Origin of the sequence: Nonomuraea fuscirosea (assembly GCF_035917475.1) — a bacterium.
GTDB classification, from domain to species: Bacteria; Actinomycetota; Actinomycetes; order Streptosporangiales; family Streptosporangiaceae; genus Nonomuraea; species Nonomuraea fuscirosea.
On sequence record NZ_CP109074.1, the window covers coordinates 5,977,134 to 5,997,027 of the forward strand.

22 protein-coding genes and 1 tRNA gene are annotated in these 19,894 nt (G+C 70.8%); 17 read left to right on the plus strand and 6 right to left on the minus strand.

Features of this window, described 5'->3' with window-relative positions; translation table 11 throughout:
* The first annotated feature begins 94 nt into the window (after positions 1-94).
* Positions 95-745 carry a class I SAM-dependent methyltransferase gene (locus OIE67_RS27225; RefSeq protein ID WP_326645134.1) on the plus strand — a complete coding sequence of 217 codons (651 nt, stop codon included), beginning with the start codon at positions 95-97 and terminating at the stop codon, positions 743-745.
* A gap of 374 nt (positions 746-1,119) precedes the next feature.
* Entirely contained in the window at positions 1,120-1,839 is a 720-nt protein-coding gene (locus OIE67_RS27230; protein WP_326645136.1) for a DUF4240 domain-containing protein, read from the plus strand.
* Positions 1,840-1,908: 69 nt separating this feature from the next.
* Here OIE67_RS27230 and OIE67_RS27235 read toward each other — a convergent pair.
* Positions 1,909-1,982 (minus strand) — tRNA-Pro (locus OIE67_RS27235).
* A 94-nt stretch (positions 1,983-2,076) separates the two neighbouring features.
* Here OIE67_RS27235 and OIE67_RS27240 point away from each other — a divergent pair.
* The 4 genes from OIE67_RS27240 to OIE67_RS27255 all read left to right on the plus strand — a co-directional run bounded on the left by OIE67_RS27240 (position 2,077) and on the right by OIE67_RS27255 (position 4,096).
* Complete coding sequence (locus tag OIE67_RS27240) at positions 2,077-2,502, plus strand: helix-turn-helix domain-containing protein (RefSeq protein WP_106244861.1); 426 nt, start codon at positions 2,077-2,079, stop codon at positions 2,500-2,502.
* 68 nt (positions 2,503-2,570) lie between these two features.
* On the plus strand, positions 2,571-3,122 hold the full coding sequence (locus tag OIE67_RS27245) for a hypothetical protein (protein ID WP_326645139.1): 552 nt from the start codon (positions 2,571-2,573) through the stop codon (positions 3,120-3,122).
* Between the two features lie 5 nt (positions 3,123-3,127).
* Positions 3,128-3,889, plus strand: a complete 762-nt coding sequence (locus OIE67_RS27250) for a hypothetical protein (protein ID WP_326645141.1) — start codon at positions 3,128-3,130, stop codon at positions 3,887-3,889.
* Positions 3,890-3,895: 6 nt separating this feature from the next.
* Complete coding sequence (locus tag OIE67_RS27255; RefSeq protein WP_106244858.1) at positions 3,896-4,096, plus strand: hypothetical protein; 201 nt, start codon at positions 3,896-3,898, stop codon at positions 4,094-4,096.
* Between the two features lie 104 nt (positions 4,097-4,200).
* Here the strand turns inward: OIE67_RS27255 and OIE67_RS27260 are convergent, their stop codons facing one another.
* Complete coding sequence (locus OIE67_RS27260; protein ID WP_106244856.1) at positions 4,201-4,614, minus strand: ATP-binding protein; 414 nt, start codon at positions 4,612-4,614, stop codon at positions 4,201-4,203.
* A gap of 16 nt (positions 4,615-4,630) precedes the next feature.
* Positions 4,631-5,401 (minus strand): SigB/SigF/SigG family RNA polymerase sigma factor, encoded by a 771-nt coding sequence (locus OIE67_RS27265; RefSeq protein WP_326645144.1) that lies wholly within the window; start codon positions 5,399-5,401, stop codon positions 4,631-4,633.
* Between the two features lie 175 nt (positions 5,402-5,576).
* On the opposite strand from OIE67_RS27265, the gene OIE67_RS27270 reads away from it, so the two are divergent.
* The gene (locus tag OIE67_RS27270; protein ID WP_326645147.1) at positions 5,577-5,933 is read left to right on the plus strand and encodes an STAS domain-containing protein; all 357 of its coding nucleotides are present in this window, start codon (positions 5,577-5,579) and stop codon (positions 5,931-5,933) included.
* 13 nt (positions 5,934-5,946) lie between these two features.
* Here OIE67_RS27270 and OIE67_RS27275 read toward each other — a convergent pair whose 3' ends face one another.
* The gene (locus tag OIE67_RS27275; RefSeq protein WP_326645149.1) at positions 5,947-6,666 is read right to left on the minus strand and encodes a GAF and ANTAR domain-containing protein; all 720 of its coding nucleotides are present in this window, start codon (positions 6,664-6,666) and stop codon (positions 5,947-5,949) included.
* Positions 6,667-6,724: 58 nt separating this feature from the next.
* Between OIE67_RS27275 and OIE67_RS27280 the strand changes: the two genes are divergently transcribed.
* The 6 genes from OIE67_RS27280 to OIE67_RS27305 all read left to right on the plus strand — a co-directional run bounded on the left by OIE67_RS27280 (position 6,725) and on the right by OIE67_RS27305 (position 13,232).
* A complete protein-coding gene (locus OIE67_RS27280; RefSeq protein WP_326645151.1) occupies positions 6,725-8,557 on the plus strand; it encodes a PP2C family protein-serine/threonine phosphatase in 1,833 nt (610 codons plus the stop codon).
* A 107-nt stretch (positions 8,558-8,664) separates the two neighbouring features.
* Complete coding sequence (locus OIE67_RS27285; RefSeq protein WP_326645153.1) at positions 8,665-9,768, plus strand: glycosyltransferase; 1,104 nt, start codon at positions 8,665-8,667, stop codon at positions 9,766-9,768.
* A 139-nt stretch (positions 9,769-9,907) separates the two neighbouring features.
* A complete protein-coding gene (locus tag OIE67_RS27290) occupies positions 9,908-10,639 on the plus strand; it encodes a glycoside hydrolase family 16 protein (protein ID WP_326645155.1) in 732 nt (243 codons plus the stop codon).
* Between the two features lie 76 nt (positions 10,640-10,715).
* Complete coding sequence (gene lgt / locus OIE67_RS27295; protein WP_326625729.1) at positions 10,716-11,570, plus strand: prolipoprotein diacylglyceryl transferase; 855 nt, start codon at positions 10,716-10,718, stop codon at positions 11,568-11,570.
* 290 nt (positions 11,571-11,860) lie between these two features.
* Positions 11,861-12,268, plus strand: a complete 408-nt coding sequence (locus tag OIE67_RS27300) for a hypothetical protein (RefSeq protein WP_326625731.1) — start codon at positions 11,861-11,863, stop codon at positions 12,266-12,268.
* A gap of 88 nt (positions 12,269-12,356) precedes the next feature.
* Positions 12,357-13,232 carry an alpha/beta fold hydrolase gene (locus OIE67_RS27305; RefSeq protein WP_326625733.1) on the plus strand — a complete coding sequence of 292 codons (876 nt, stop codon included), beginning with the start codon at positions 12,357-12,359 and terminating at the stop codon, positions 13,230-13,232.
* An 86-nt stretch (positions 13,233-13,318) separates the two neighbouring features.
* Here the strand turns inward: OIE67_RS27305 and OIE67_RS27310 are convergent, their stop codons facing one another.
* On the minus strand, positions 13,319-14,473 hold the full coding sequence (locus tag OIE67_RS27310; protein ID WP_326625735.1) for a PucR family transcriptional regulator: 1,155 nt from the start codon (positions 14,471-14,473) through the stop codon (positions 13,319-13,321).
* Between the two features lie 77 nt (positions 14,474-14,550).
* On the opposite strand from OIE67_RS27310, the gene OIE67_RS27315 reads away from it, so the two are divergent.
* From OIE67_RS27315 to OIE67_RS27325, 3 genes are all read left to right on the plus strand, one after another.
* The gene (locus tag OIE67_RS27315; RefSeq protein WP_106244838.1) at positions 14,551-15,468 is read left to right on the plus strand and encodes a proline dehydrogenase family protein; all 918 of its coding nucleotides are present in this window, start codon (positions 14,551-14,553) and stop codon (positions 15,466-15,468) included.
* Positions 15,469-17,094 (plus strand): L-glutamate gamma-semialdehyde dehydrogenase, encoded by a 1,626-nt coding sequence (pruA, locus tag OIE67_RS27320; protein ID WP_326625740.1) that lies wholly within the window; start codon positions 15,469-15,471, stop codon positions 17,092-17,094.
* Between the two features lie 110 nt (positions 17,095-17,204).
* Positions 17,205-17,828, plus strand: a complete 624-nt coding sequence (locus OIE67_RS27325) for a DJ-1/PfpI family protein (protein ID WP_326625742.1) — start codon at positions 17,205-17,207, stop codon at positions 17,826-17,828.
* Between the two features lie 78 nt (positions 17,829-17,906).
* Here the strand turns inward: OIE67_RS27325 and OIE67_RS27330 are convergent, their stop codons facing one another.
* Positions 17,907-18,515: a winged helix-turn-helix domain-containing protein gene (locus OIE67_RS27330; protein WP_326625744.1), complete on the minus strand. Its 609-nt coding sequence runs from the start codon at positions 18,513-18,515 to the stop codon at positions 17,907-17,909.
* Positions 18,516-18,582: 67 nt separating this feature from the next.
* Here OIE67_RS27330 and OIE67_RS27335 point away from each other — a divergent pair, with 67 nt between their 5' ends.
* On the plus strand, positions 18,583-19,872 hold the full coding sequence (locus OIE67_RS27335; RefSeq protein WP_326625745.1) for an MFS transporter: 1,290 nt from the start codon (positions 18,583-18,585) through the stop codon (positions 19,870-19,872).
* Positions 19,873-19,894: the final 22 nt, after the last annotated feature.

Here is a 19,894-nt window from a genome sequence, read left to right on the forward strand (position 1 = left end):
TCGATCCCGAACGCATGCTTCATACCGAACACGCACGCCATCACGAACGCATGCTTCATACCGAACACATCGTACGGAAACGGAGCGAACCACCATGGGACTCGGCAAGCTGCTGCACGGCCACCACGAACATGCCGACGAGGGCGGCACCATCGACCGGCCGCGCGCCTACGAAGCCTTCGCCACGATCGGTTTCCTCGGCGCCCGCCGCGCCACCTTCACCCGCCTGGCCACCGCCGCCCGCCCCCGAGCCGGCGACCGCGTCCTCGACGTCGGCTGCGGCACCGGCTACCTCACCCGCATCTTCTCCCCCGTGGTCACGCCCACCGGCCACGTCACCGGCCTCGACCCGTCCCCGGCGATGATCGACCACGCCACCGACCGGGCTCCCGCGAACTGCACCTACGTCGTCGGCGAGGGCCAGAACCTGCCGTTCCCGGACGGCTCGTTCGACCTGGTGGTCTCCAGCCTGGCCGTCCACCACATGCCCGCCGACGCCAGACCCGAGGCGTTGCGGCAGATGTTCCGGGTGCTGCGCCCGGGCGGACGCCTGCTCATCGCCGAGTTCCGCCCACCGGCCAACCCGCTCGCCCGGCGCATCATCGGCCTCCTCTCCGGCCCCGCCATGCGCCACGACCCCCAAGACCTGCTCGGCACCCTGATCCCCGACGCCGGCTTCCAGGTGGAAACCGAAGCCCACCTACCCCACCTGCTCTACTACGTCCGCGCAACCCGCCCTGAGTGACAACACCCGCACCTCCGGCAAAAACCCCATCCGCGTAACACGGGACAGCGGCCAGAACCCAGCCCTCCCATCAACAGCACCCCACCTGCTCACATGGCTACAGAACCTGAAACGGACGTCCTCACCGACCTTCTCTCACCCACGCCGCCCACCAGCACAACATCGACACCCCGCTCCTGCTCTCCACAGTCCCCAGCTCAGTCTCCACAGGTGCAACATCGGCGGGTCATACCCAACGAGCTTGGCCAGATGAGGCGTGACGGCCATCTCCGTGTCGGACAAGAACACGCTCATGGCGATGCGCTCGTCGCCGTATCGACCTCGAAGGGCTGTCGGCGAGGTTCTGTCGTCGGCCCCTGCCATGATCGTCCCTCATGGATGCCGACGAGTTCTGGCGCCTGATAGAGCAATCAGGGCGCGAAGCAAGCGGGAAGGAGACGCGAGCGGCATGGCTTCAGGATGCGCTCGAACAACGCTCCGCCGAGGACATCATCGATTTCAAGTCGTGCCTACTCTCGGCCAGGCGCCGCGTGGACACTTGGTTGATGTGGGGTGCCATGCGCGCCCTGTTCGGCTTCGGCTCCGACGACGGCTTCTGGTACTTCCACATGTGGCTCGTGGGTCTGGGACGCGAGGTCTTCGAACAGGTGGCCCGTGACCCAGACGCCCTGGCAGATGTACCGGAGGTGCAGCGCCTGGTGGCCATGGAGCATCGAGGCCCCTCGTGGACGAACGATGACTGGCCACAGTTCGAGATCTTGGACTACGTGGCTGATAAGGCGTGGGAACGAGTGACAACCCATGGCCGCGAAAGTTTCTACGACTATCTGGAGGCACGCGGCCATGAATTGTTCGCACTCCCCCACCCAGCGACGAGGATTGGGAATTGGACGACGAGGAAGAGTCGGCCCGAAGGCTGCCGCGGATCAACCGTTACATGCGCGAGCTGTACGGCAGCGCCTAGATCACAGGTCATGCCGCTGCCGTTGCGTTCCTGCGGAGGAGCGGCGAGGTCAGGCCGGTCGTTCAGGAAGATCCTCGAGGACGCTGGACTGAGTGGTCCCCAGCTTCGATTGATCAAGGATGACCGGTGATCGCGGGCCGGGAAAGCGGAAAGCCCGTCACTTCGGAGAACTCTCCAAGTGACGGGCTTTGCCCAACCGTCGGGACGACAGGATTTGAACCTGCGACCCCTTGACCCCCAGTCAAGTGCGCTACCAAGCTGCGCTACGTCCCGGTTGTGTCGGCCGCCCCCTGCGGGGCGGGACGTCATAACCTTAGCGCACATCGGAGGTGTACGCGTACACGGAGAGCGGGAGCGAGGGGGTCAGGTGGGGCGCAAGGCGACCATCGATCGCAAGGAGCTGGCCAGGCTCGTCGCCGAGGGCAGGAGTGTGCAGGAGCTGGCCGCTCACTTCGGGGTGAGTGAGTCGGGGGTGCTGCAGGCCAAGCGGGCCGCAGGGCTGGCCAAGCCGATGATGGACCACAGTGCCGCCCTGCCGTGGAAGCTGGCGCGTGAGCACTCCCAGTCCGGGCCGGCCACGAATCTGCGGAATCTGTCGGCGGCGGCGCAGGGCAGGCCGCCGGCGGCTGAGCGGTTGAACACCGCGCTGCGGTGGGCCGAGCGGCTGGTGGAGGCAGGGCTCGACGTCCGGTACGACCCCGCCGGCGGGTTCAGTGAGGTGGCCGCAGGGGAGGGCGGGTCGCACGTGGCGTCGGTGCTGGCGGCGGCCAGGAAAGCGCTCGACGACCGCTGAATCAGGCGTTTCGACACGCCGTCGGCGGGCAGTCGCTGGTCTCAACACATAGACCGGAGGCGAACATCATGACCACCTGGGCATGGGTGGCCGTCGTCGTGGTCGCGGTGCTGGCGCTCGCCGCAGTGGCTTATTTCGTGCTGCAGCAACAGAAGCGTCGCTCCCATCTCCGCGAACGCTTCGGCCCTGAGTACGAACGCATAGTCGCCGAGCATGACAACAACCGCCGGGAGGCCGAGCAGGAGTTGCTCGACCGGGAGCAGCGGCATTCGGAACTCGATATCAAGCCCCTGTCGGAGGAGTCGCGCGACTCCTACGCCGCCCGGTGGACCGAGGTCCAGGAACGCTTCGTGGACGCCCCAGGCTTTGCGGTCACCGAGGCCGATCAGCTGGTCACCTCGGTCATGGCGGATCGGGGTTACCCGACGGAGGACTTCGAGCAGCGCGTCTCCCATCTGTCGGTGGGGCACGCGGCGACGCTCGACCACTACAGGACCGCGCACGAGATCAGCGGGCGGGCCGCCAGGAAGGAGGCCTCCACGGAGGATCTCCGCCAGGCCATGGTCCACTACCGCGCGCTGTTCGAGGAGCTGCTGCACGAGACCAGCCGAGGACGGTGAAGGATATGAGCAGCGACGAGCTGAAGGTGCCGTCGCAACGCAACGACATCCCCGATGAGCAGCCTGATGAGCGGCCCTATGCAGGGGCCGAGGCAACGGCTGATGAGAAGAGGGTGCACGAGGATCGTCTCGTCGCCGGTGATCCGGATCAGGATCGGGATCGGTACGAGGACGCGGGGCAGGGCGATCTCTACGGAGACGCGAGGCAGGGTGGCCCCTCCCACGACGCTTACCCCGCCGCCGTTCCCCATGACGGCGCCGCTCCCCGAGACGGTGCCGCCCCCGACGACGAGGACGACGCGTCCTACCGGGACCCGTACGCCAGGACCGGCGGCGACATGCTGGCCGAGCCTGAGCACGCGCACGACGTCGAGCCCGAGCAGGCCGATCCGGTGGTGCACGACGGCCAGGCCGCCCCCGGCGAGGTCCCGGCGCATGCCGCCCCCGAGGAGATCGTGCTGTTCGAGCAGGACCCCACGCAGGTGCAGGCCCGCTGGCGCGACCTGCAGGCGTCGTTCGTGGACGATCCCGGCGAGGCGGTCCAGCGCGCGGACGGGCTGGTCGGCGAGGTCGTGGACGCCCTGACCAGCGCGCTGAACAACCGGACGGGCGCCCTGCGCGACCGCTGGAAGGACGCCGGAGGCGGCGACACCGAGCAGTTGCGGCTGGCGCTGCGCGAGTACAGGACCGTTCTGGAGCGGCTGCTCGCGCTCTCCGGCCAGCCCTCGGGGCAGTCCACGCCCGCTTCGAGTGAGGGAATGAGGTGACATGACATGCTCGCGGTTGTCGCAGCGATCGTCTTCGGGCTGGGCTTCCTGCTCGACCTGATCGGCGTGCGGATTCCCGGCGGGTTCTCCGGCATGACGTTCGTCCTGCTGGGGCTCACCCTGCTGGCCCTGCATCAGGCAGGCGTCGGTACGGCCAGCATCCGCACCGGATACAGCAACTGGCGCGGCGGCAGGGCCCGCCGATGACCTACAGGCCGGCCCCCCTAGGCCGGTGGAAGACAGTGCGCCGTCCCCCCTTCACTGGGCGGGGGCGGCGCGTTGCCCTGTGGCCGCTTCGAGCGAACGGCCGGTCAGGCCTTGCCGGGGAAGCGCATGATGACCGTGCTGCCGCCGTTGCCCACCCGCAGCGTCAGGTCGGAGGAGAGCAGGCGGGCCACCCACAGCCCCATCCCGCCCACCGCGCCGGGCATCGGCCCCGGTTTCCAGGTGCCCTCGTCGTGCACCTCCACGACCAGATCCCCGCCGGTCACCCAGGTGCGCAGGGCGGCCCGGTCGGCGCCGTGGGTGACGGCGTTGGTCGCGACCTCGTTGACGGCGATGACGAAGTCGCCGATGGCCTCTTCCGGCATGCCGGCGGCGCGGGCCTCGTCCTCGGCGAACTGCCGGACCTGGGGCAGGTCCGGCAGCCGGAAGTCGAGGTCTTTCACGGGCGCGCCGGGTGGCGGGCTCGTGTGGCCCGACTGAGGCTCGACGTCCTCGTTCACCCGGTGACCGTCCTTGTCAGCCGACCAGCTCGGTGCGCAGCTGGTCGAGAACCTTGCGGAGAATACGTGAGACATGCATCTGTGAGATCCCGAACTCGGCCGCGATCTCGGCCTGGGTCATGTTGCCGAAGAAGCGCAGCAACAGGATGTGCTTCTCGCGGGAGGGTAGCGCGTCGATGAGCGGTTTGACGGCTTCCCTGTCGACCATGTTGCTCAGCGTATCGTCGTCCTCGGGGATGACGTCGCCCAGTGAGGCGGCGTCGTCGTCGGTGCCGAGGGGCGCGTCGAGCGACAGGGTGCTGTACGCGGCGGAGGCGTCGAGCGTGAGCAGGACGTCCTCCTCGGTGATGTTCATCTTGGCTGCCAGCTCCGCCACGGTCGGGGACCGGCCGAGGTCCTGGCTGAGGTCGGCGACGAGGCGGTTGAGCTCGGAGCGCCGCTCCTGGTAGAGGCGGGGCACCCGGATGGCCCAGGTGCGGTCGCGGAAGTGACGCTTCACCTCGCCGGTCATCGTGACGACGGCGTAGCCCCTGAAGGCGTGCCCCAGGGTCGGATCGAAGCCGTTGACGGCTTTCATCAGGCCAACATACGCGGCCTGGAGGAGATCCTCCAAAGGTTCGCCCCGGTAGCGGTAGCGCCGGGCGATCTCCATGGCGAGCGGCCGGTGCATCTCGACGATGCGCTCACGCAGGCGCTCCCTCTGACTGCCGGGCGTGTCTTCCCTGACCATCTCGGCTAGGAGCTCTTCTGCGGTCATCTCCTCGAGGATGTAGTCCTGCACAGCCATCGCTGCTCCTCATATGGGTCGCAGGCGGGCCGCCACATGCGAAAAAGCCCATGCAGAGGCACGCCTCGCTCGACTCTCGAGACCGAAGCCCTCTGCTGGACTTCGGATCCAGTGTCCCCCATCTCGCGGGAAGTATTCCTCGATCGCGCGGTGACAGTAGGGTTGCCCCGTGACAATGCCGGAGAACGGCGGGGAGCCTGTGGCGGCCCTCAGCCTGACGTCGTCGACCGTGGACGAGATCACCGTGGTCAGGGTCGACGGCGTGCTCGACGCCACGACACGCGCGCAGTTCGCCGACTATCTCGTGATGGCGGGCGCCGACCTGATCCTCGATCTGGCCGGGGTGACGTTCATGGATTCGCGCGCGCTCGGGCTGATCGTTCATCACTGGCAGACGAGCCTGGCGTCGGGCGCCAAGTTCGCGCTGATCGGAGTCGAATACTCCAAGTCGAAGGTGATGTGGATCACCGGGCTGGCGCAGCGCCTGCCGCTCTACGACACCCTGGACGACGCACTCGCGGCCATCAAATAACGCCGGCGGGCTGTCAGCGTTTGGCCGACTTGCGCTGGTGCTCGTCGACCAGGAGCCGGGCCAGGTCGGCCACCTTGACCTGGTGGTGCTGGGAGATGCGGCGCAGCTCCTCGAACGCGGCCTCGGCGCTGCATCCGCTGGTCTGCATGATGATGCCCTTGGCCTGGTCGATCACGGAGCGCCCGGCGAGGGCCTCCTGGAGCTGCGCGGCGTCGGTGCGCACCTCCTCGAACTCCGACATGTTGGCCATGGCCACGCCGAGCTGCTCGGTCAGCATGTCGGCCAGGGAGTGGGCGCCCTGGGGCGAGAACGCGCCCGGCCGGACGGAGTAGAGGCCGACGACGAGCATGGCCGGCGGCGCCTCGATGGGCACGATCAGCACGGAACGCACGCCCCAGCGGGTGGCCAGGGCGTCGTAGCGGGGCCAGCGGGTCTCTTCGAGCACGTCGGTGATGGTGGCGCGGCCACCGCTCTGGCGGGCTTCGATGGACGGTCCCTCGCCGAGCTGGCGTTCGCCCTCGACGAGCATGATGAGCTCGCTGTGGGAGCCCGAGACCATGACGCGGTGGTCGCGCCAGTGCTCGGCGGAGGATCCCGAGCAGCCGGGGACTCCGGCGGTCAACGCCGTGGTGAGTCCGCGCAGCACGCTTTCCGTCGAGGTGTCCTCGCCGAGTCTGCCCAGGGTGGCGAGGTCGCGGGCGAGTCCGGGGGTGATCATCGCGGTCGATTCCATAGCAACAAGCCTCTACCCCTTATGGCTAGCATTATCCCGAGTGGCGTAGCGTCAGACCATGACCATGCCGGACCTCGAACACGCGCTTGACGCACTGGCCGGGCGCGTCACCTCGTTGCGCGAGGCGAGGGCCGCCTACCCCGCGGACCTGGCGCCCACGCTCGACGCCGCGCTCGCCGAGCTCGACACCGCCGCCGAGCTGCTGGCCGAGGCGGGCGAAGAGCTGCGCAAGGCCCCCAAACGGGCGGGAAGCAAGAAGGACGGGACCCAGCGCGAGCTGAAGCTGCTGCGCCAGGTGTTCCGCGCCTTCCCCGTGCCCGTCGTCGTGCTCGACGGCGGCGGCGTCGTCCGGCGGATCAATCCGGAGACCTCGCGGGTGCTGGGCAGCCCGGACGGCTACCTGGTGGGCCGTTCGTTCCCGCTGCTGGTGGACGTGTCGAGGCGGGCGGCGTTCCGCTCGCACCTGACGTCGGTGCTGCAGACGGGGCAGCCGGCGGCGTTCGAGACGCGGCTGGCGCATCAGGGGCGTACGCACACCGTGCAGATCGCGCTGACCAGGCTGACGATGCCGGGCGAGCCGCAGCAGATGGTCGCGGCGGTTGCGCTGCCGACGGAGGTGCAGTTGCCCGAGCCGGGCGCGCGCCGGGCCGAGCAGACCGACGGCGCGCTGCTGCTGGCCACGGCCAAGCGGCAGGACCTGCTGGTCAAGATCGCCAGGCTGCTGCTCGACGAGGAGGCGCTGCTGCGCCCGGTGGCGCTGCAGCGGGCGACGCGCCTGCTGGCGGCGGAGTGGGCCGACTGGGTCATCGCCGACATGGTGCGCGACGGGGTGCCGCGCCGGTCGGTGGTGATGGCGCCCAAGAACCATCCGCTGGGCGAACTGGTACGGCGGGTGGAGACGGCCGACCCGGCGACCAGCCAGGTGGTGCTGCAGGTGCTGGAGCGCGGCTCCGGCGTGGTGCTGGAGATGGTGGACGACGAGACGCTGCTCGGCTTCAGCGCCGAGGGGCCGCTGCTGACCGTGATGGGCGCGGGCTCGGTGCTGAGCGTGGCCATCGGCCGCTCCGACGGCGTGCTGACGCTCGTCCGCGGCCACGACCGGCCGCCCTTCTCGCTCGCGGATCTGGCCGTCATGCAGGAGGTGGGGCTGCAGATCGGCCTGGCCGTACGCGCTCAGAGCAGTTTCCAGAGCCGTTCGCGGGCCGCGGACGCGCTGTCGGCCAGCGTCGCCCCGCGCAACCTGCCCGACGTGCCCGGCTACGAGGCGGCGGCCGTCTACCACCCGGGGTCGTCGGTCGGCGCCGAGTTCTACGACGTGTTCCCCGTCTCGGGCGGGTGGGGCTTCGCGCTGGGCGGGGCGGCGGGCAAGGGCGAGGAGGCGGCCTCGGTCAGCGCCATGGTGCGCGGCGGGCTGCGCGTGCTCAGCGCCTGGGAGTCCGATCCCGACCTGGTGATGCGCAAGGTCAACGAGGCGCTGGTCGCGCAGGGCACCGGCATGTTCGTGATGGCCGCGGCCGGCTTCGTGAAGGGGCGCCAGATCCGGCTGTCCTCGGCCGGTCACCATCCGGCCGCGCTGCTGCTGCCCGACGGCGGCGTACGGTTCGCGGCCGGCGGCGGCGTGCCGCTGGGCATCGCGCCGGAGGCGGAGACCGGCGTGGAGGTGCTGACGATCTCCCCGGGAGAGACGCTGGTGTTCTACTCGGAGGGCCTGATCTCCTCCAGGAACGAACGCGGCGAGCCGTACGGGGAGGAACGGCTGGCCGACGTGCTCAGCCGATGCGCGGGGCAGGCGCCGTCGACCGTGGTCAAGGCGGTGGAGGCGGACCGGCACGCGTTCTCGGGCGGCCAGGTCTGGGATGAGATCGTGGTGTTCGCCCTCAGAGGTGTCTGATCTGTGGGGGTTTGCGATCGCGGGAAAACTGGGTAAGGTCAGAGACAGAGTAACGACGTGCCTAAGACGCAGGCACACCTTGAAGGCTTTCCACGCTGAGGTGTGCCATGAATATCGCGATCGTCGCTTCCACCAACGGTAACCAGCGCCACCGCATCCTGTCGGTCGCGCGTGAGCTGGGCCGCGATCACCACGTCACCATTTACTCCCGCCGTGACAACGCCGAGGGCAAGCCCAAGACGCGGGTGGCCCCGGGCGTCACCGTGGAGCACATCGACGTGGGCCCGGCCAAGCCGCTCGCGAGTGACGACGTGGTCCCCTACCTCAACGAGGTCGGCACTCACCTGTCACGGCGCTGGAGCGAGGACAGGCCCGACGTGATCCACGCCCACTCGTGGACCGGTGGACTGGTCGCCGTGGCGGGCGCCAAGGGCATGGGCGTGCCGGTCACGCAGACGTTCCACGCGGTCGACACCGCGCACAAGGAGCTGGAGCGGGCGCTCGGACGCCGGGCCAACGCGGTCATCGCGGGGTCGGGCGACGAGGAGTCGGCGCTGATCCGGCTGGGCGTCCCCCGCAACAACATCGCCGTCGTGCCGTACGGCGTGGACACCGAGCGCTTCCAGCGCCGGGGCGCGGTCGCCACGCGCGGGTCGCGCAAGCGCCTGGTGCACGTGGGACCGCTCACGGTCGAGCGGGGCGCGCACACGATCGTGCGGGCGCTGCAGGGTCTCGGCGACGTCGAGCTGGTCATCGCCGGCGGGCCCGAGCCCGACGACCTCGACCAGGACCGGGACGCGCGCCGCCTGCGCGCGCTGGCGGAGCAGCTCGGCGTGGCCGACCGGGTGACGCTGCTCGGCCAGGTCAAGCGGGCCGCCGTGCCGAAGCTGATGCGCAGCGCGGACGCCGTGGTGTCGGTGCCGCGCGAGGCCGGGACGGGCATCGTCGCGCTGGAGGCCATGGCCTGCGGCGTGCCGGTGATCGCCTCCGCCGTGGGCGCGCACATGGACTCCATCATCGACGGCGTCACCGGGCTGCTGGTCCCGCCGGACCGCCCCGCGCGCACCGCGCGGCTGGCCCGCGAGCTGCTGTACGACCCCACCCTGCGCACCGCCCTCGGCTACGCGGGCGCCGACCGGGCGCGGTCGCGCTACTCGTGGGAGCGGGTGAGCCAGGAGCTCGTCCGGGTCTACGAGGCGACCTGCGCCTGACATCGCGTCACCCCCATGGACACCGGCAGGTGGCACCGCCACCTGCCGGCACCATGTCCGGGGCCGTCCGGGCTGACGAAAGTGACAGATGGGACGGTTGGGGTGTTATCTGAGCGAGATCTTTGCTTCGATGGTCCGCATGTCTCAACGCAGCCCGATCGTGGCGGCGGCGATGCTCGCGAGCCTCGCCGCCCTTCCCCAGACCGCGCACGCGCAGACCCCGACGCATACTTCGAGGTGGGGAGCCCCCGTCCTGGTGGAGAACTTCTCCGGCTCCTCGATCGACACCGGAAAATGGATGATCTACCACTCGCCGCAGGCCGAGCGTAACCCCCGCACCGGCCGCGCCTCGACCGTCGCGAACGGCGTGCTGCGCCTCAAGGGCGGCAGGTACGGCGGCAAGGACCTGTCGGGCGGGGTGGCCACCAAGCTCGCGCAGCGGTACGGCCGCTGGGAGGTGCGCTTCAAGGCGGAGGCAGGGGCCGGGTACACGCCGGTGGCGCTGCTGTGGCCGGCCGCGCAGGGTGAGGGCTCCGGCTACTCGGAGGTCGACTTCGCCGAGATCGTGGACCCGAAGCGGCAGGGCGGCGGCATCTTCGTCCACGGCGGCCACGGCCGGGCCAGGAAGGTGCTGCGGGCGGACTTCACCCGATGGCACACGGTGGCGGTGGACTGGCTGCCGGGGCGGCTGACGTTCTGGCTGGACGGAAAGAGGCTCTGGGACTACCGCGGGCCGCACGTCCCCGACGGGCGGAAGATGGGGCTGGCGCTGCAGAACGACGTGGTGTGCGAGCCGAAGTGCCGCGACTCCACGACGCCGCGCACGGTCTCGATGTACGTGGACTGGGTCAAGATCTACCGCGCCCGGTGATCTGAAGCCTGTCGGTTCAGCCGCGATCAGGTCACGGAAAGGCCCGGGGCGGCCGGCGTTCGCTAGCCTCACCGGCATGGTCTTAGCCGCCATTCCCAGCCCGCCCCAAGGGGTGTGGCATCTCGGCTTTCTGCCGATCCGGGCGTACGCGCTGTGCTTCATCGTCGCCATCCTGTTCGGCGCCTGGCTGAGCGACCGCCGCTGGCGCGCCCGCGGCGGCGAGCAGGGCACGATCGCCGACATCGCCGTCCCCGGGGTGATCCTGGGGCTGATCGGCGCCCGGCTCTACCACGTCATCGTCGACTGGCAGACCTACTTCGGCCCGCGCGCGGTCAAGGAGCCGTACCAGGCGCTGTTCATCTGGGAGGGCGGGCTCGGCATCTGGGGCGCGGTCATCCTGGGTGGCGTGGGCGTGGCGCTGGCCTGCCGCCGCCGGGGCATCTCCGTCGGCGCCATGGCCGACACGGTCGCGCCCGGCATCGCGTTCGGGCAGGCGATCGCCCGCTGGGGCAACTGGTTCAACCAGGAGTTGTACGGCAGCCCGACCACGCTGCCGTGGGGCCTGGAGATCGACCAGGCGCACGGCGGCGAGCCGGGCGTGCTCTACCACCCGACCTTCCTGTACGAGTCGATCTGGGACGCGGCGCTCGGCTTCGCCCTGATCCTGGCGGGACGGCGGTTCGCGCTGCACCACGGCCGGCTGTTCGCCCTCTATGTCGCCGGTTACACGTTCGGGCGGTTCTGGATCGAGGGGTTGCGGATCGATCCGGTGGGCGGGGTCGACCACGCTGTGGAGTTCCTCGGGCTGCGGGTCAACCAGTGGACGTCGATCGTGCTGTTCGCCGGGGCGCTGGTCTACCTCTGGGTACGGCGCCGCGCGGACGACGAGGAGATCGTGGCGCCCGCGGCGCGGCCCGTCCATACGTCCTGAGGCAGGAGAACGCCCCGGCTGCTTCCCCACAGCCGGGGCGCCTCGGTGGGGTGGGCAATCGATCCCTACGGACTCCTACCCATTCTGTCCGCATTGTATGTATTTGTCCGTTTTGATGTGCTTCCACGGATTTCGAAGCGTGGGCATGAGGCGCGGCGGTGGCGATAGCATCTGGCGCCATGCATCCGCCCCAGCCGCCGTACGGACCACCACCAGGACCGCCTGGGCCACCTGGGCCACCGCCAGGGCCGCACTCGGGACCGTGGAGTCACGGTCAGCCGCCCCCGCCCATGCCCCAGGGGCCGCAGGCGCAGCTCGTCCTCGACATCCAGCGGCACTGGCTCGGCTTCATGCTGTCCATGATCACGCCCACCGTCGTCGTCGACGGGCGCCCGATGCCCGGCCGGTGGGGCCGCAACGCCTTCGTGCTGCCTCCCGGCCAGCACCACCTGCACGTCCACCTGCCATACCTGCTGCCCTCGCAGATCGGCCCGGCGGACCTGACGATCTGGCTGCAGCCCGGCATGTCGCTCGACGTCGAGTACCGCGCACCCATGTGGGCCTACTCCCGCGGCGCGCTCGGCCCTCCGCCTCAGCAGTGGAACGGGATGGGCATCACGATCGCCCTCATGGCGATCCCGCTCGGCCTGCTGGCGTTCCTGTTCCTGCTGATCATCGGGTCGGTGCTGTGGGCCTGAGCACGGTCTGAGGGCATGATGGGTCACCTCGCCGATGAGTTTCACCGCGCCCGCCGGTCTGCATATCGTCATCGAGAAGGAGCGACCCATGACCGACCCCAAGACCCACACCATCGAGGTGCCGGGAGCGACCCTCCACTACGACGTGCGCGAGCCCGAGTCCGGCTCCGGCCGGCCGGTGCTGCTGATGATCGGCTCGCCGATGGACGCGACCGGCTTCACCACCCTGGCCGGGCACTTCCAGGACCGCACGGTGGTGACGTACGACCCGCGCGGCATCGGGCGCAGCACCCGCACCGACGGGCTCGTCGAGTCGACGCCCGACCTGCACGCCGACGACCTGCACCTGCTGATCGGCGCGCTCGGCGCCGGGCCGGTGGACATCTTCGCCAGCAGCGGCGGCGCGGTCAACGGGCTGGCGCTGGTGGCCCGGCATCCTGAGCAGGTGCGCGTCCTCGTGGCGCACGAGCCGCCCGCGGCCCAGGAGCTGCCCGACCGCGAGCGGGCGCTGGCGGCCATCGCCGACATCCGCGCCACGTACGAGCGCGACGGTTTCGGCGCGGCGATGGCCAAGTTCATCGGCACCTCCGGGTGGCGCGGGGAGCTTCCCGCCGACCTGTCCGAGCTGCCCGTCCAGGACCCGGCCGAGCTCGGGATGCCGACGGAGGACGACGGGTCGAGGGAGGACGTGCTGTTCGCGCAGAACCTCATCACCTGTACGCACCACCGGCACGACTTCGAGGCGCTGCGGGCCGCCTCCACCAGGATCGTCGTCGGCGTCGGCGTCGAGTCGGAGGGCGAGATGGCCTGCCGGTCGGCCGTGGCGGTGGCCGGGCGGCTCGGGACGGAGCCGGTGACCTTCCCCAGCAACCACGGCGGCTTCCTCGGGGACGAGTTCGGCATGCCCGGCGACCCCGACGCCTTCGCCGTCACCCTGCGCCGGGTCCTCGACGAAAGCCAGTGACGCCTCACGACGCCTGAGCAACGCTTCACGAGGCGGCGGGCCGCGAGTGACGCCCTACGACGAGGCGCCGGGGCCCGGGTGGCGCGCTACGAGGCGTCGGCGCCGCGTAGCCGGGCCGCCTTGAGCCCCAGGTGGACGGCCAGGCGGTCGTCACCGTCCGACAGGTCCCTGTGCGTGAGGCGCTCGGCCTTGCCCAGCCGGTAGTAGAGCGTCTGGCGGTGGATGCCGAGCTCGGCGGCGGTCTTCTGCACGTGGCCGCCGCGGTCCAGGTAGACCTCCACGGTCTGGGCCAGCTCGGCGTCCAGCGCCGCCGTCTCCTCGGCCAGCTCGCGCAGGTCCGTCTGACTCAGCCGGGACAGCAGGCGGTGCACGCCCAGCTCCTCCCAGCGGGCGACGGGGGCGTGGCGGGGGAAGTGCTCGGCGATGCGCAGCGCCTGGCGGGCCTCACGCCAGCTCAGCCAGGCGTCGGCCGGATCGTCCCTGGGCGCGCCGATGCCGGCCGCGGTGCCGTACGCGCTCTGCACGGTCTGCGCCACCTCTCCGGCCAGGTGGGCGGGGGCGAGCAGGGCGACCGGCGAGCCGGTGCGGGCCAGGACGCCGCGCGGGAGCGTCCAGAGGGCGGCCACCCGTTCCGGCGACTCACGTACGGCGATGGCCGCGACCGGGCCGGGGACCTCCAGCGAGGCGCCCGCGCGCACCTCGGGGTCGGGCGACAGCAGCGCGCGCAGGCCGCGCCCGAGGTCCTGCCTGCTCCTGGCCTCCTGGGCGAGCGCGGCGGCGGCCCTGGCGACGAGCGGCGCCACCGCCCGCAGCCTGGCGTCGCTCAGCCCGCCCCGCTCGCCGTGGGGCCTCGGGTCGGTGCGCCCGCCCAGCTCGCCCTGCGGCGACTCCGGGTGCTCAGGGCCGTCGGCCAGCTCGCCCGGGTCCAGCAGCCACAGGTAGCCGTACGTGACGTCGGCGTGGCGCAACGGCCAGCAGACCCTGGCCAGGACCCTGAGCTCGGCGTCGGCGGGAATCCTGACCGGGCCGCCGGCCCGCGCGATGCCGTAGCGCTCGAAGTAGTCGCGCACCTCTCCCGTGGCGCGGCGGCGCAGGATCGACTCCTGGCGGACCGTGTCGATGTCACCGTGCTGCGCCCCATAGGCGAGCAGCCGGAACGAGCGGTCCTCCAGCGTCGCGGACGCCCCCAGCCGGGCGGCGATCTCGTCGACGATCTCTTGTAGGTCTGCCGTGTTGTGCATTTGTACGACAGCCTGCCACATGCGGCGTTACGCCCGTCGATGGCCCCCGCTGAGCTGCGGTTTCTACACTTGGACACATGCTGGGTCAACTGCTGCTCGCCGCCTCCAGGAGCGGTGCCGTACGCCGTGCCGTGTCGGGTTTCCCGCCCACCAAGAAGGTCGTGGGCCGGTTCGTCGCGGGCGAGAGCGTCGAAGAGGCCCGCAACGCGGTCGAACGCCTGAGTGACGCGAAGCTCGCCGTGACCGTCGACCACCTCGGTGAGGAGACGCTCGACGCGCGGGCCGCCGAGGCGACCGCCGACGCCTACATCACGCTGCTCCAGGCGATCAGGCCGCTCGGCCTCGGATCGCGGGGCGAGGTGTCGGTGAAGCTGTCGGCCGTCGGCCAGCGGCTCGACGACGCCATGGCCCTGGAGCACGCCCGCGAGATCTGCGCCGCCGCGGCGGCCGGCGGCTCGACCGTCACGCTCGACATGGAGGACCACACCACGGTCGACTCCACCCTGTCCATCCTGCGCAAGCTGCGCGAGGACCATCCCGCGACGGGCGTGGCGATCCAGGCGTACCTGTTCCGCAGCGAGCAGGACTGCCGGGACCTGTCCGCGGAGGGCTCGCGGGTGCGGCTGGTCAAGGGCGCCTACCGCGAGCCGGCCTCCGTCGCGCACCAGGGCCGGACGGCCGTGGACAAGGCGTACGTGCGATGCCTGCGGATCCTCATGGCGGGGAAGGGGTACCCCATGGTGGCGACGCACGACGACCGCATGATCGCGATCACGGAGCTGCTCGCCGACCGGTTCGGGCGGGCGATCGGCGACCACGAGTTCCAGATGCTCTACGGCATCAGGACCGACCGGCAGGAGGCCCTGGCGGGGGCCGGCCACACGGTCCGCGTCTACGTCCCGTACGGCGACGACTGGTACGGCTACTTCATGCGCCGCCTGGCGGAGCGCCCCGCCAACGTCGCCTTCTTCCTTCGTGCCCTTGGGGGTAAGTAAATGGATGCCATCAGCAACGTCCCCACGCCGGCCAACGAGCCCGTGCTCGGCTACGCCCCCGGCAGCGCCGAGCGGGCGGCGCTGGAGGACCGCATCAAGGAGCTGGCCGGGGCCTCGATCGACCTGACCATGACCATCGGCGGCGAGCAGCGACAGGGTGGCGGCGCCCGCGTCGACGTCGTGCAGCCGCACAACCACGCCTCCGTCCTGGGCCGTACCAACGACGCTACGGCCCAGGACGTGCAGGACGCCGTCGGCGCCGCGCTCGCGGCGGCGCCCGCGTGGCGGGCCCTGTCGTTCGACGAGCGGGCGGCGATCTTCCTGAAGGCGGCCGACCTGCTGGCGGGCCCGTGGCGGCAGACGCTGAACGCGGCGACCGTGCTGGGCCAGTCGAAGTCGGCGCAGCAGGCGGAGATCGACGCGGCCTGCGAGCTGATCGACTTCTTCCGGTTCAACGTGGCCTACGCCCGCCGCCTCTACGCCGACCAGCCCATCTCGTCGCCCGGCGTGTGGAACCGGATGGAGTACCGGCCGCTCGAAGGCTTCGTGCTGGCCATCACGCCGTTCAACTTCACCGCCATCGCCGGCAACCTGCCGGCCTCGGCGGCGCTGATGGGGAACGTCGTCGTCTGGAAGCCGTCGCCCACCCAGCAGCTCGCCGCGCACCACACGATGCGGCTGCTGGAGGCGGCCGGGCTGCCGCCGGGCGTGATCAACCTGGTCACCGGCAACGGGCAGGCCGTATCCGAGGTGGCGCTCACCCACCCGGCGCTGGCCGGCGTGCACTTCACCGGCTCGACCGCGACGTTCCAGCACCTGTGGGGCACGATCGGCGCGAACATCGCCTCCTACCACGGCTACCCGCGCCTCGTCGGCGAGACCGGCGGCAAGGACTTCGTGCTCGCCCACCCGTCCGCCGACCCGGCGGTGCTCACGACGGCGCTGATCAGGGGCGCGTTCGAGTACCAGGGGCAGAAATGCTCGGCCGCCTCGCGGGCGTACGTGCCGCGCTCGGTCTGGAACCGCATGCGTGACGACTTCGTCGCCACCGCCGAGTCGCTGACCGTGGGCGACGTGGCCGCCGACCTGTCGACGTTCATGGGCGCGGTCATCGACGCGCGGGCGTTCGCCAAGCACAAGGAGGCGATCGACCGGGCGAAGGCGTCCTCGAACATCGACGTGCTCACCGGCTCCTACGACGACTCCGTCGGCTACTTCGTCAAGCCCACCGTGCTGGAGTGCGCCGACCCGGCCGACGAGCTCTTCGTCAAGGAGTACTTCGGGCCGATCCTCGGCGTGCACGTCTACGACGACGGCGCCTACGACACGGTGCTCGACCAGATGGAGGGCATCGCGCCGTACGCGCTGACCGGCTCGATCATCGCCCAGGACCGCTACGCCATCGCCGCGGCGGCCGAGCGGCTGCGCTTCGCGGCGGGCAACTTCTACGTCAACGACAAGCCGACGGGCGCCGTCGTGGGCCAGCAGCCGTTCGGCGGCGGGCGCGCGTCCGGTACCAACGACAAGGCCGGCTCGATCCTCAACCTGACCCGCTGGGTGAGCGCCCGCGCGATCAAGGAGACGTTCGTGCCGCCGACCGACCACCGTTACCCGCACATGGGTTGATCTCTCCATCACCCATCTCCGGCGAGAGCCCCCGGTCCTGCCCCCGGGGGCTCTCGGCGTTCCGGGGTAGTTTCGAAGCGCGCACGTCTCCACCGAGGAAGGGCAGACCCATGCACGTGGCCATCCCCCTCTATCCCCGCTTCACCGCGCTCGACGCGGTGGGCCCGTACACGGTGCTGGCCTTCGCGCCCGGCTGGACGGTCACGTTCGTGGCCGCCGAGCGCGGGCCGGTCGCCGACGACAAAGGCACGCTCCTGCTGAACGCCACGGCCTCGTACGCCGAGCTGCCCGGCCCGGACGTGATCGTGGTCCCCGGCGGCTCTGGAACGCTCGACGTCCTGTCCGACGAGGCCCTGGTCGGGTGGATCAGGCGGGCGCACGAGCACACTCAGTGGACGACCTCGGTGTGCAGCGGCTCGCTGCTGCTCGGGGCGGCCGGGCTGCTGGAGGGGCGTAAGGCCACCACGCACTGGGCCATCCTCGACTTCCTCACCCGCTTCGGGGCCGAGCCGGTGAGCGAGCGGGTGGTGACGGCCGGGAAGATCGTGACGGCGGCGGGGGTGTCGGCGGGCATCGACATGGCGCTGACGCTGCTGGCGCAGGCCGCCGATCCGGTGACGGCGCAGAGCGTGCAACTGGCCATCGAGTACGACCCGCGCCCGCCGTTCGCCTGCGGCTCCCCTGGCACCGCGCCGGAGGGCCTGGCCGAACGCGCCCTCGGCCTCATCACGTGACCCCGCACGGCCTCCGCACCTGACGCCGGAGCCCGCGGCCTCGTCGCGTCAGGCCGAGCCGGTGAGCGAGCGGCCTGATCAGTCGTCGTCATCCGGCGCCGGGCGGCCGCCTCCCACCGGCAGGACGTCGAAGTGCACGATCACGCGCCCGAGGTCCTCCGTGACCTCGGGCGGCCTGCCGTCGGAGACCGCGCGGTAGCGTTCCAGCACCGCGAACACCTCGTCCCGCATCCGCGCCGTCTCCGCCACCGTGAGCCGCAGCGAGCGCCGCCCGAAGACGCTCGCCGCCACCCACTCCTCCGGGGCCGTCGGCGACTCCTCGCGCCATCGGGACAGCTCCTCCCCGCGCTGGCGGACCAGATCGTCGAGCAGGTACTCGACCGCTCCCGCCGCCTCCGGGTCGGCCTCGGACGGTTCGCCGTAGGAGAAGCCGCCCGGCGTGACGCGCCAGTACTTCTCCTTCCCCCGCCCCATCCCCTCCGCGATCTCGATCATGCCGTGCCTGGCCAGCTCGCGCAGGTGGTAGCTGGTCGCCCCCGTGTTCTGCCCGACCAGGCCGGCCAGCCGGGTCGCCGTGGACGGCCCGCGCTCGTCGAGCAGGTCGTAGAGCCGCAGGCGCAGCGGGTGCGCGAAGGACTTCATGGCGTTCGCGTCGAGCGTTCTGGCGGAAAAGCTCTTGCGCCTCATACTGTGCAAGCCTATCTTTGCAAAGAATCCTGTGCACACTTTCCCTTACACGATAGCGGAGGCCGCCATGGCGCGTCTCGGGCGTTCGTTCGCCTATCTGTGGTCCTCCACGGCCCTGTCCAACCTGGCCGACGGCGTGCTCAAGATCGGCACGCCGCTGCTGGCCGTCTCGATGACCCGCTCCCCCACCCTGGTCTCCCTGGTGGCCGCCGCGACCACGCTGCCGTGGCTGCTGCTGGCGCTGCACGCGGGCGCGATCGCCGACCGGGCCGACCGCCGCCGCGTCATGGTGCGCGCCAACCTCGTCCGGGCCGTGATCCTGGCCGGCGTCACGCTCCTCGCCGTGCTCGGCCTGCTCAACCTCTGGCTCCTGCTGGCCGCCGTGCTGCTGGCCGGGGTGAGCGAGGTCTTCGCCGACCTCTCGGCGCAGTCCGTCCTGCCCATGACCGTCCCTCACGACGCGCTGACCAGGGCGAACGGACGGGTGTCGAGCGCCCAGATGATCGGCAACGACTTCGTCGGCGCTCCGGTGGCGGGCCTGCTCGTGGCGACGCTGCCCGCCGTCGTCTTCGGCGCGCCCGCCCTGCTGTACGCCGCCGCCGGCCTGCTCCTGCTGGGGATGCGCGGCGCGTACCGGCCCCCGGGCGGGACCGGAACCACCACGAAGGGAGAGGGAACGGGGGACGAGGCGGAGGCTCGGCGGCCGATGCGTGCCGACATCGCCGAGGCCCTGCGTTTCCTGTGGTCCCACCGCGTCCTGCGCGGCCTGGCGGTCACCGCCGGGCTGCTCAACCTGGCCAACTCCGCCTACTTCGCCGTCTTCGTGCTGTGGGCGGTCGGCGACGGGTCCGAGATCGGGCTCGAACCGGCCGGCTACGGCCTGATGGCCACGGCCTTCGCCGCCGGCGCCGTGTTCGGCTCGCTGCTGGCCGACCGGGCGGCGGGGCTGTTCGGGGAGTTCAGGACGCTGGCCGGCTGCTGGCTGGTCAGCAGCCTGCTGCTGCTCGTGCCGGTGATCGTGCCCTCGCCGTGGACGCTCTATCCGACCGCCGTGCTGTGGGGGGTGATCGGCGCCGGGGGCAACGTGCTGGTGATCTCCACCCGGCAGCGGCTGATTCCGGCGAAATTGCTCGGGCGGGTCAACTCGGCATATCGGCTCGTCGGGATGGGTGGCATGCCGCTCGGAGCGGCCGCGGGAGGCGTCGTGGCCGAGTTCGCCGGGCTTGGAGCCGTCCTCGTGGGCGCGACTGGAGTATGTTTGGTCGGTGTCGGACTGATGCGGCGCGCCTTGTCAGATCAAATTTCTGGGCCTCTGACCAGCGAAGCTGCACTTTCCGACATGTCCGGATCACGTTAGGCACCCAAGAGCCTGTGCTGAG

Excerpts from the sequence above, each read along its gene's own strand:
- OIE67_RS27270 (WP_326645147.1), top strand. The coding sequence starts at position 5,577 with ATGCCGGAGAACGGCGGGGAGCCTGTGGCGGCCCTCAGCCTGACGTCG.
- OIE67_RS27245 (WP_326645139.1), top strand. The coding sequence starts at position 2,571 with ATGACCACCTGGGCATGGGTGGCCGTCGTCGTGGTCGCGGTGCTGGCG.
- OIE67_RS27265 (WP_326645144.1), bottom strand. The coding sequence starts at position 5,401 with ATGGCTGTGCAGGACTACATCCTCGAGGAGATGACCGCAGAAGAGCTC.
- OIE67_RS27255 (WP_106244858.1), top strand. The coding sequence starts at position 3,896 with ATGCTCGCGGTTGTCGCAGCGATCGTCTTCGGGCTGGGCTTCCTGCTC.
- OIE67_RS27305 (WP_326625733.1), top strand. The coding sequence starts at position 12,357 with ATGACCGACCCCAAGACCCACACCATCGAGGTGCCGGGAGCGACCCTC.
- OIE67_RS27230 (WP_326645136.1), top strand. The coding sequence starts at position 1,120 with ATGGATGCCGACGAGTTCTGGCGCCTGATAGAGCAATCAGGGCGCGAA.
- OIE67_RS27315 (WP_106244838.1), top strand. The coding sequence starts at position 14,551 with ATGCTGGGTCAACTGCTGCTCGCCGCCTCCAGGAGCGGTGCCGTACGC.
- OIE67_RS27310 (WP_326625735.1), bottom strand. The coding sequence starts at position 14,473 with ATGCACAACACGGCAGACCTACAAGAGATCGTCGACGAGATCGCCGCC.
- OIE67_RS27285 (WP_326645153.1), top strand. The coding sequence starts at position 8,665 with ATGAATATCGCGATCGTCGCTTCCACCAACGGTAACCAGCGCCACCGC.
- OIE67_RS27225 (WP_326645134.1), top strand. The coding sequence starts at position 95 with ATGGGACTCGGCAAGCTGCTGCACGGCCACCACGAACATGCCGACGAG.
- OIE67_RS27325 (WP_326625742.1), top strand. The coding sequence starts at position 17,205 with ATGCACGTGGCCATCCCCCTCTATCCCCGCTTCACCGCGCTCGACGCG.
- OIE67_RS27250 (WP_326645141.1), top strand. The coding sequence starts at position 3,128 with ATGAGCAGCGACGAGCTGAAGGTGCCGTCGCAACGCAACGACATCCCC.
- OIE67_RS27330 (WP_326625744.1), bottom strand. The coding sequence starts at position 18,515 with ATGAGGCGCAAGAGCTTTTCCGCCAGAACGCTCGACGCGAACGCCATG.
- pruA (WP_326625740.1), top strand. The coding sequence starts at position 15,469 with ATGGATGCCATCAGCAACGTCCCCACGCCGGCCAACGAGCCCGTGCTC.
- OIE67_RS27275 (WP_326645149.1), bottom strand. The coding sequence starts at position 6,666 with ATGGAATCGACCGCGATGATCACCCCCGGACTCGCCCGCGACCTCGCC.
- OIE67_RS27300 (WP_326625731.1), top strand. The coding sequence starts at position 11,861 with ATGCCCCAGGGGCCGCAGGCGCAGCTCGTCCTCGACATCCAGCGGCAC.
- OIE67_RS27280 (WP_326645151.1), top strand. The coding sequence starts at position 6,725 with ATGACCATGCCGGACCTCGAACACGCGCTTGACGCACTGGCCGGGCGC.
- OIE67_RS27335 (WP_326625745.1), top strand. The coding sequence starts at position 18,583 with ATGGCGCGTCTCGGGCGTTCGTTCGCCTATCTGTGGTCCTCCACGGCC.
- lgt (WP_326625729.1), top strand. The coding sequence starts at position 10,716 with ATGGTCTTAGCCGCCATTCCCAGCCCGCCCCAAGGGGTGTGGCATCTC.
- OIE67_RS27290 (WP_326645155.1), top strand. The coding sequence starts at position 9,908 with ATGTCTCAACGCAGCCCGATCGTGGCGGCGGCGATGCTCGCGAGCCTC.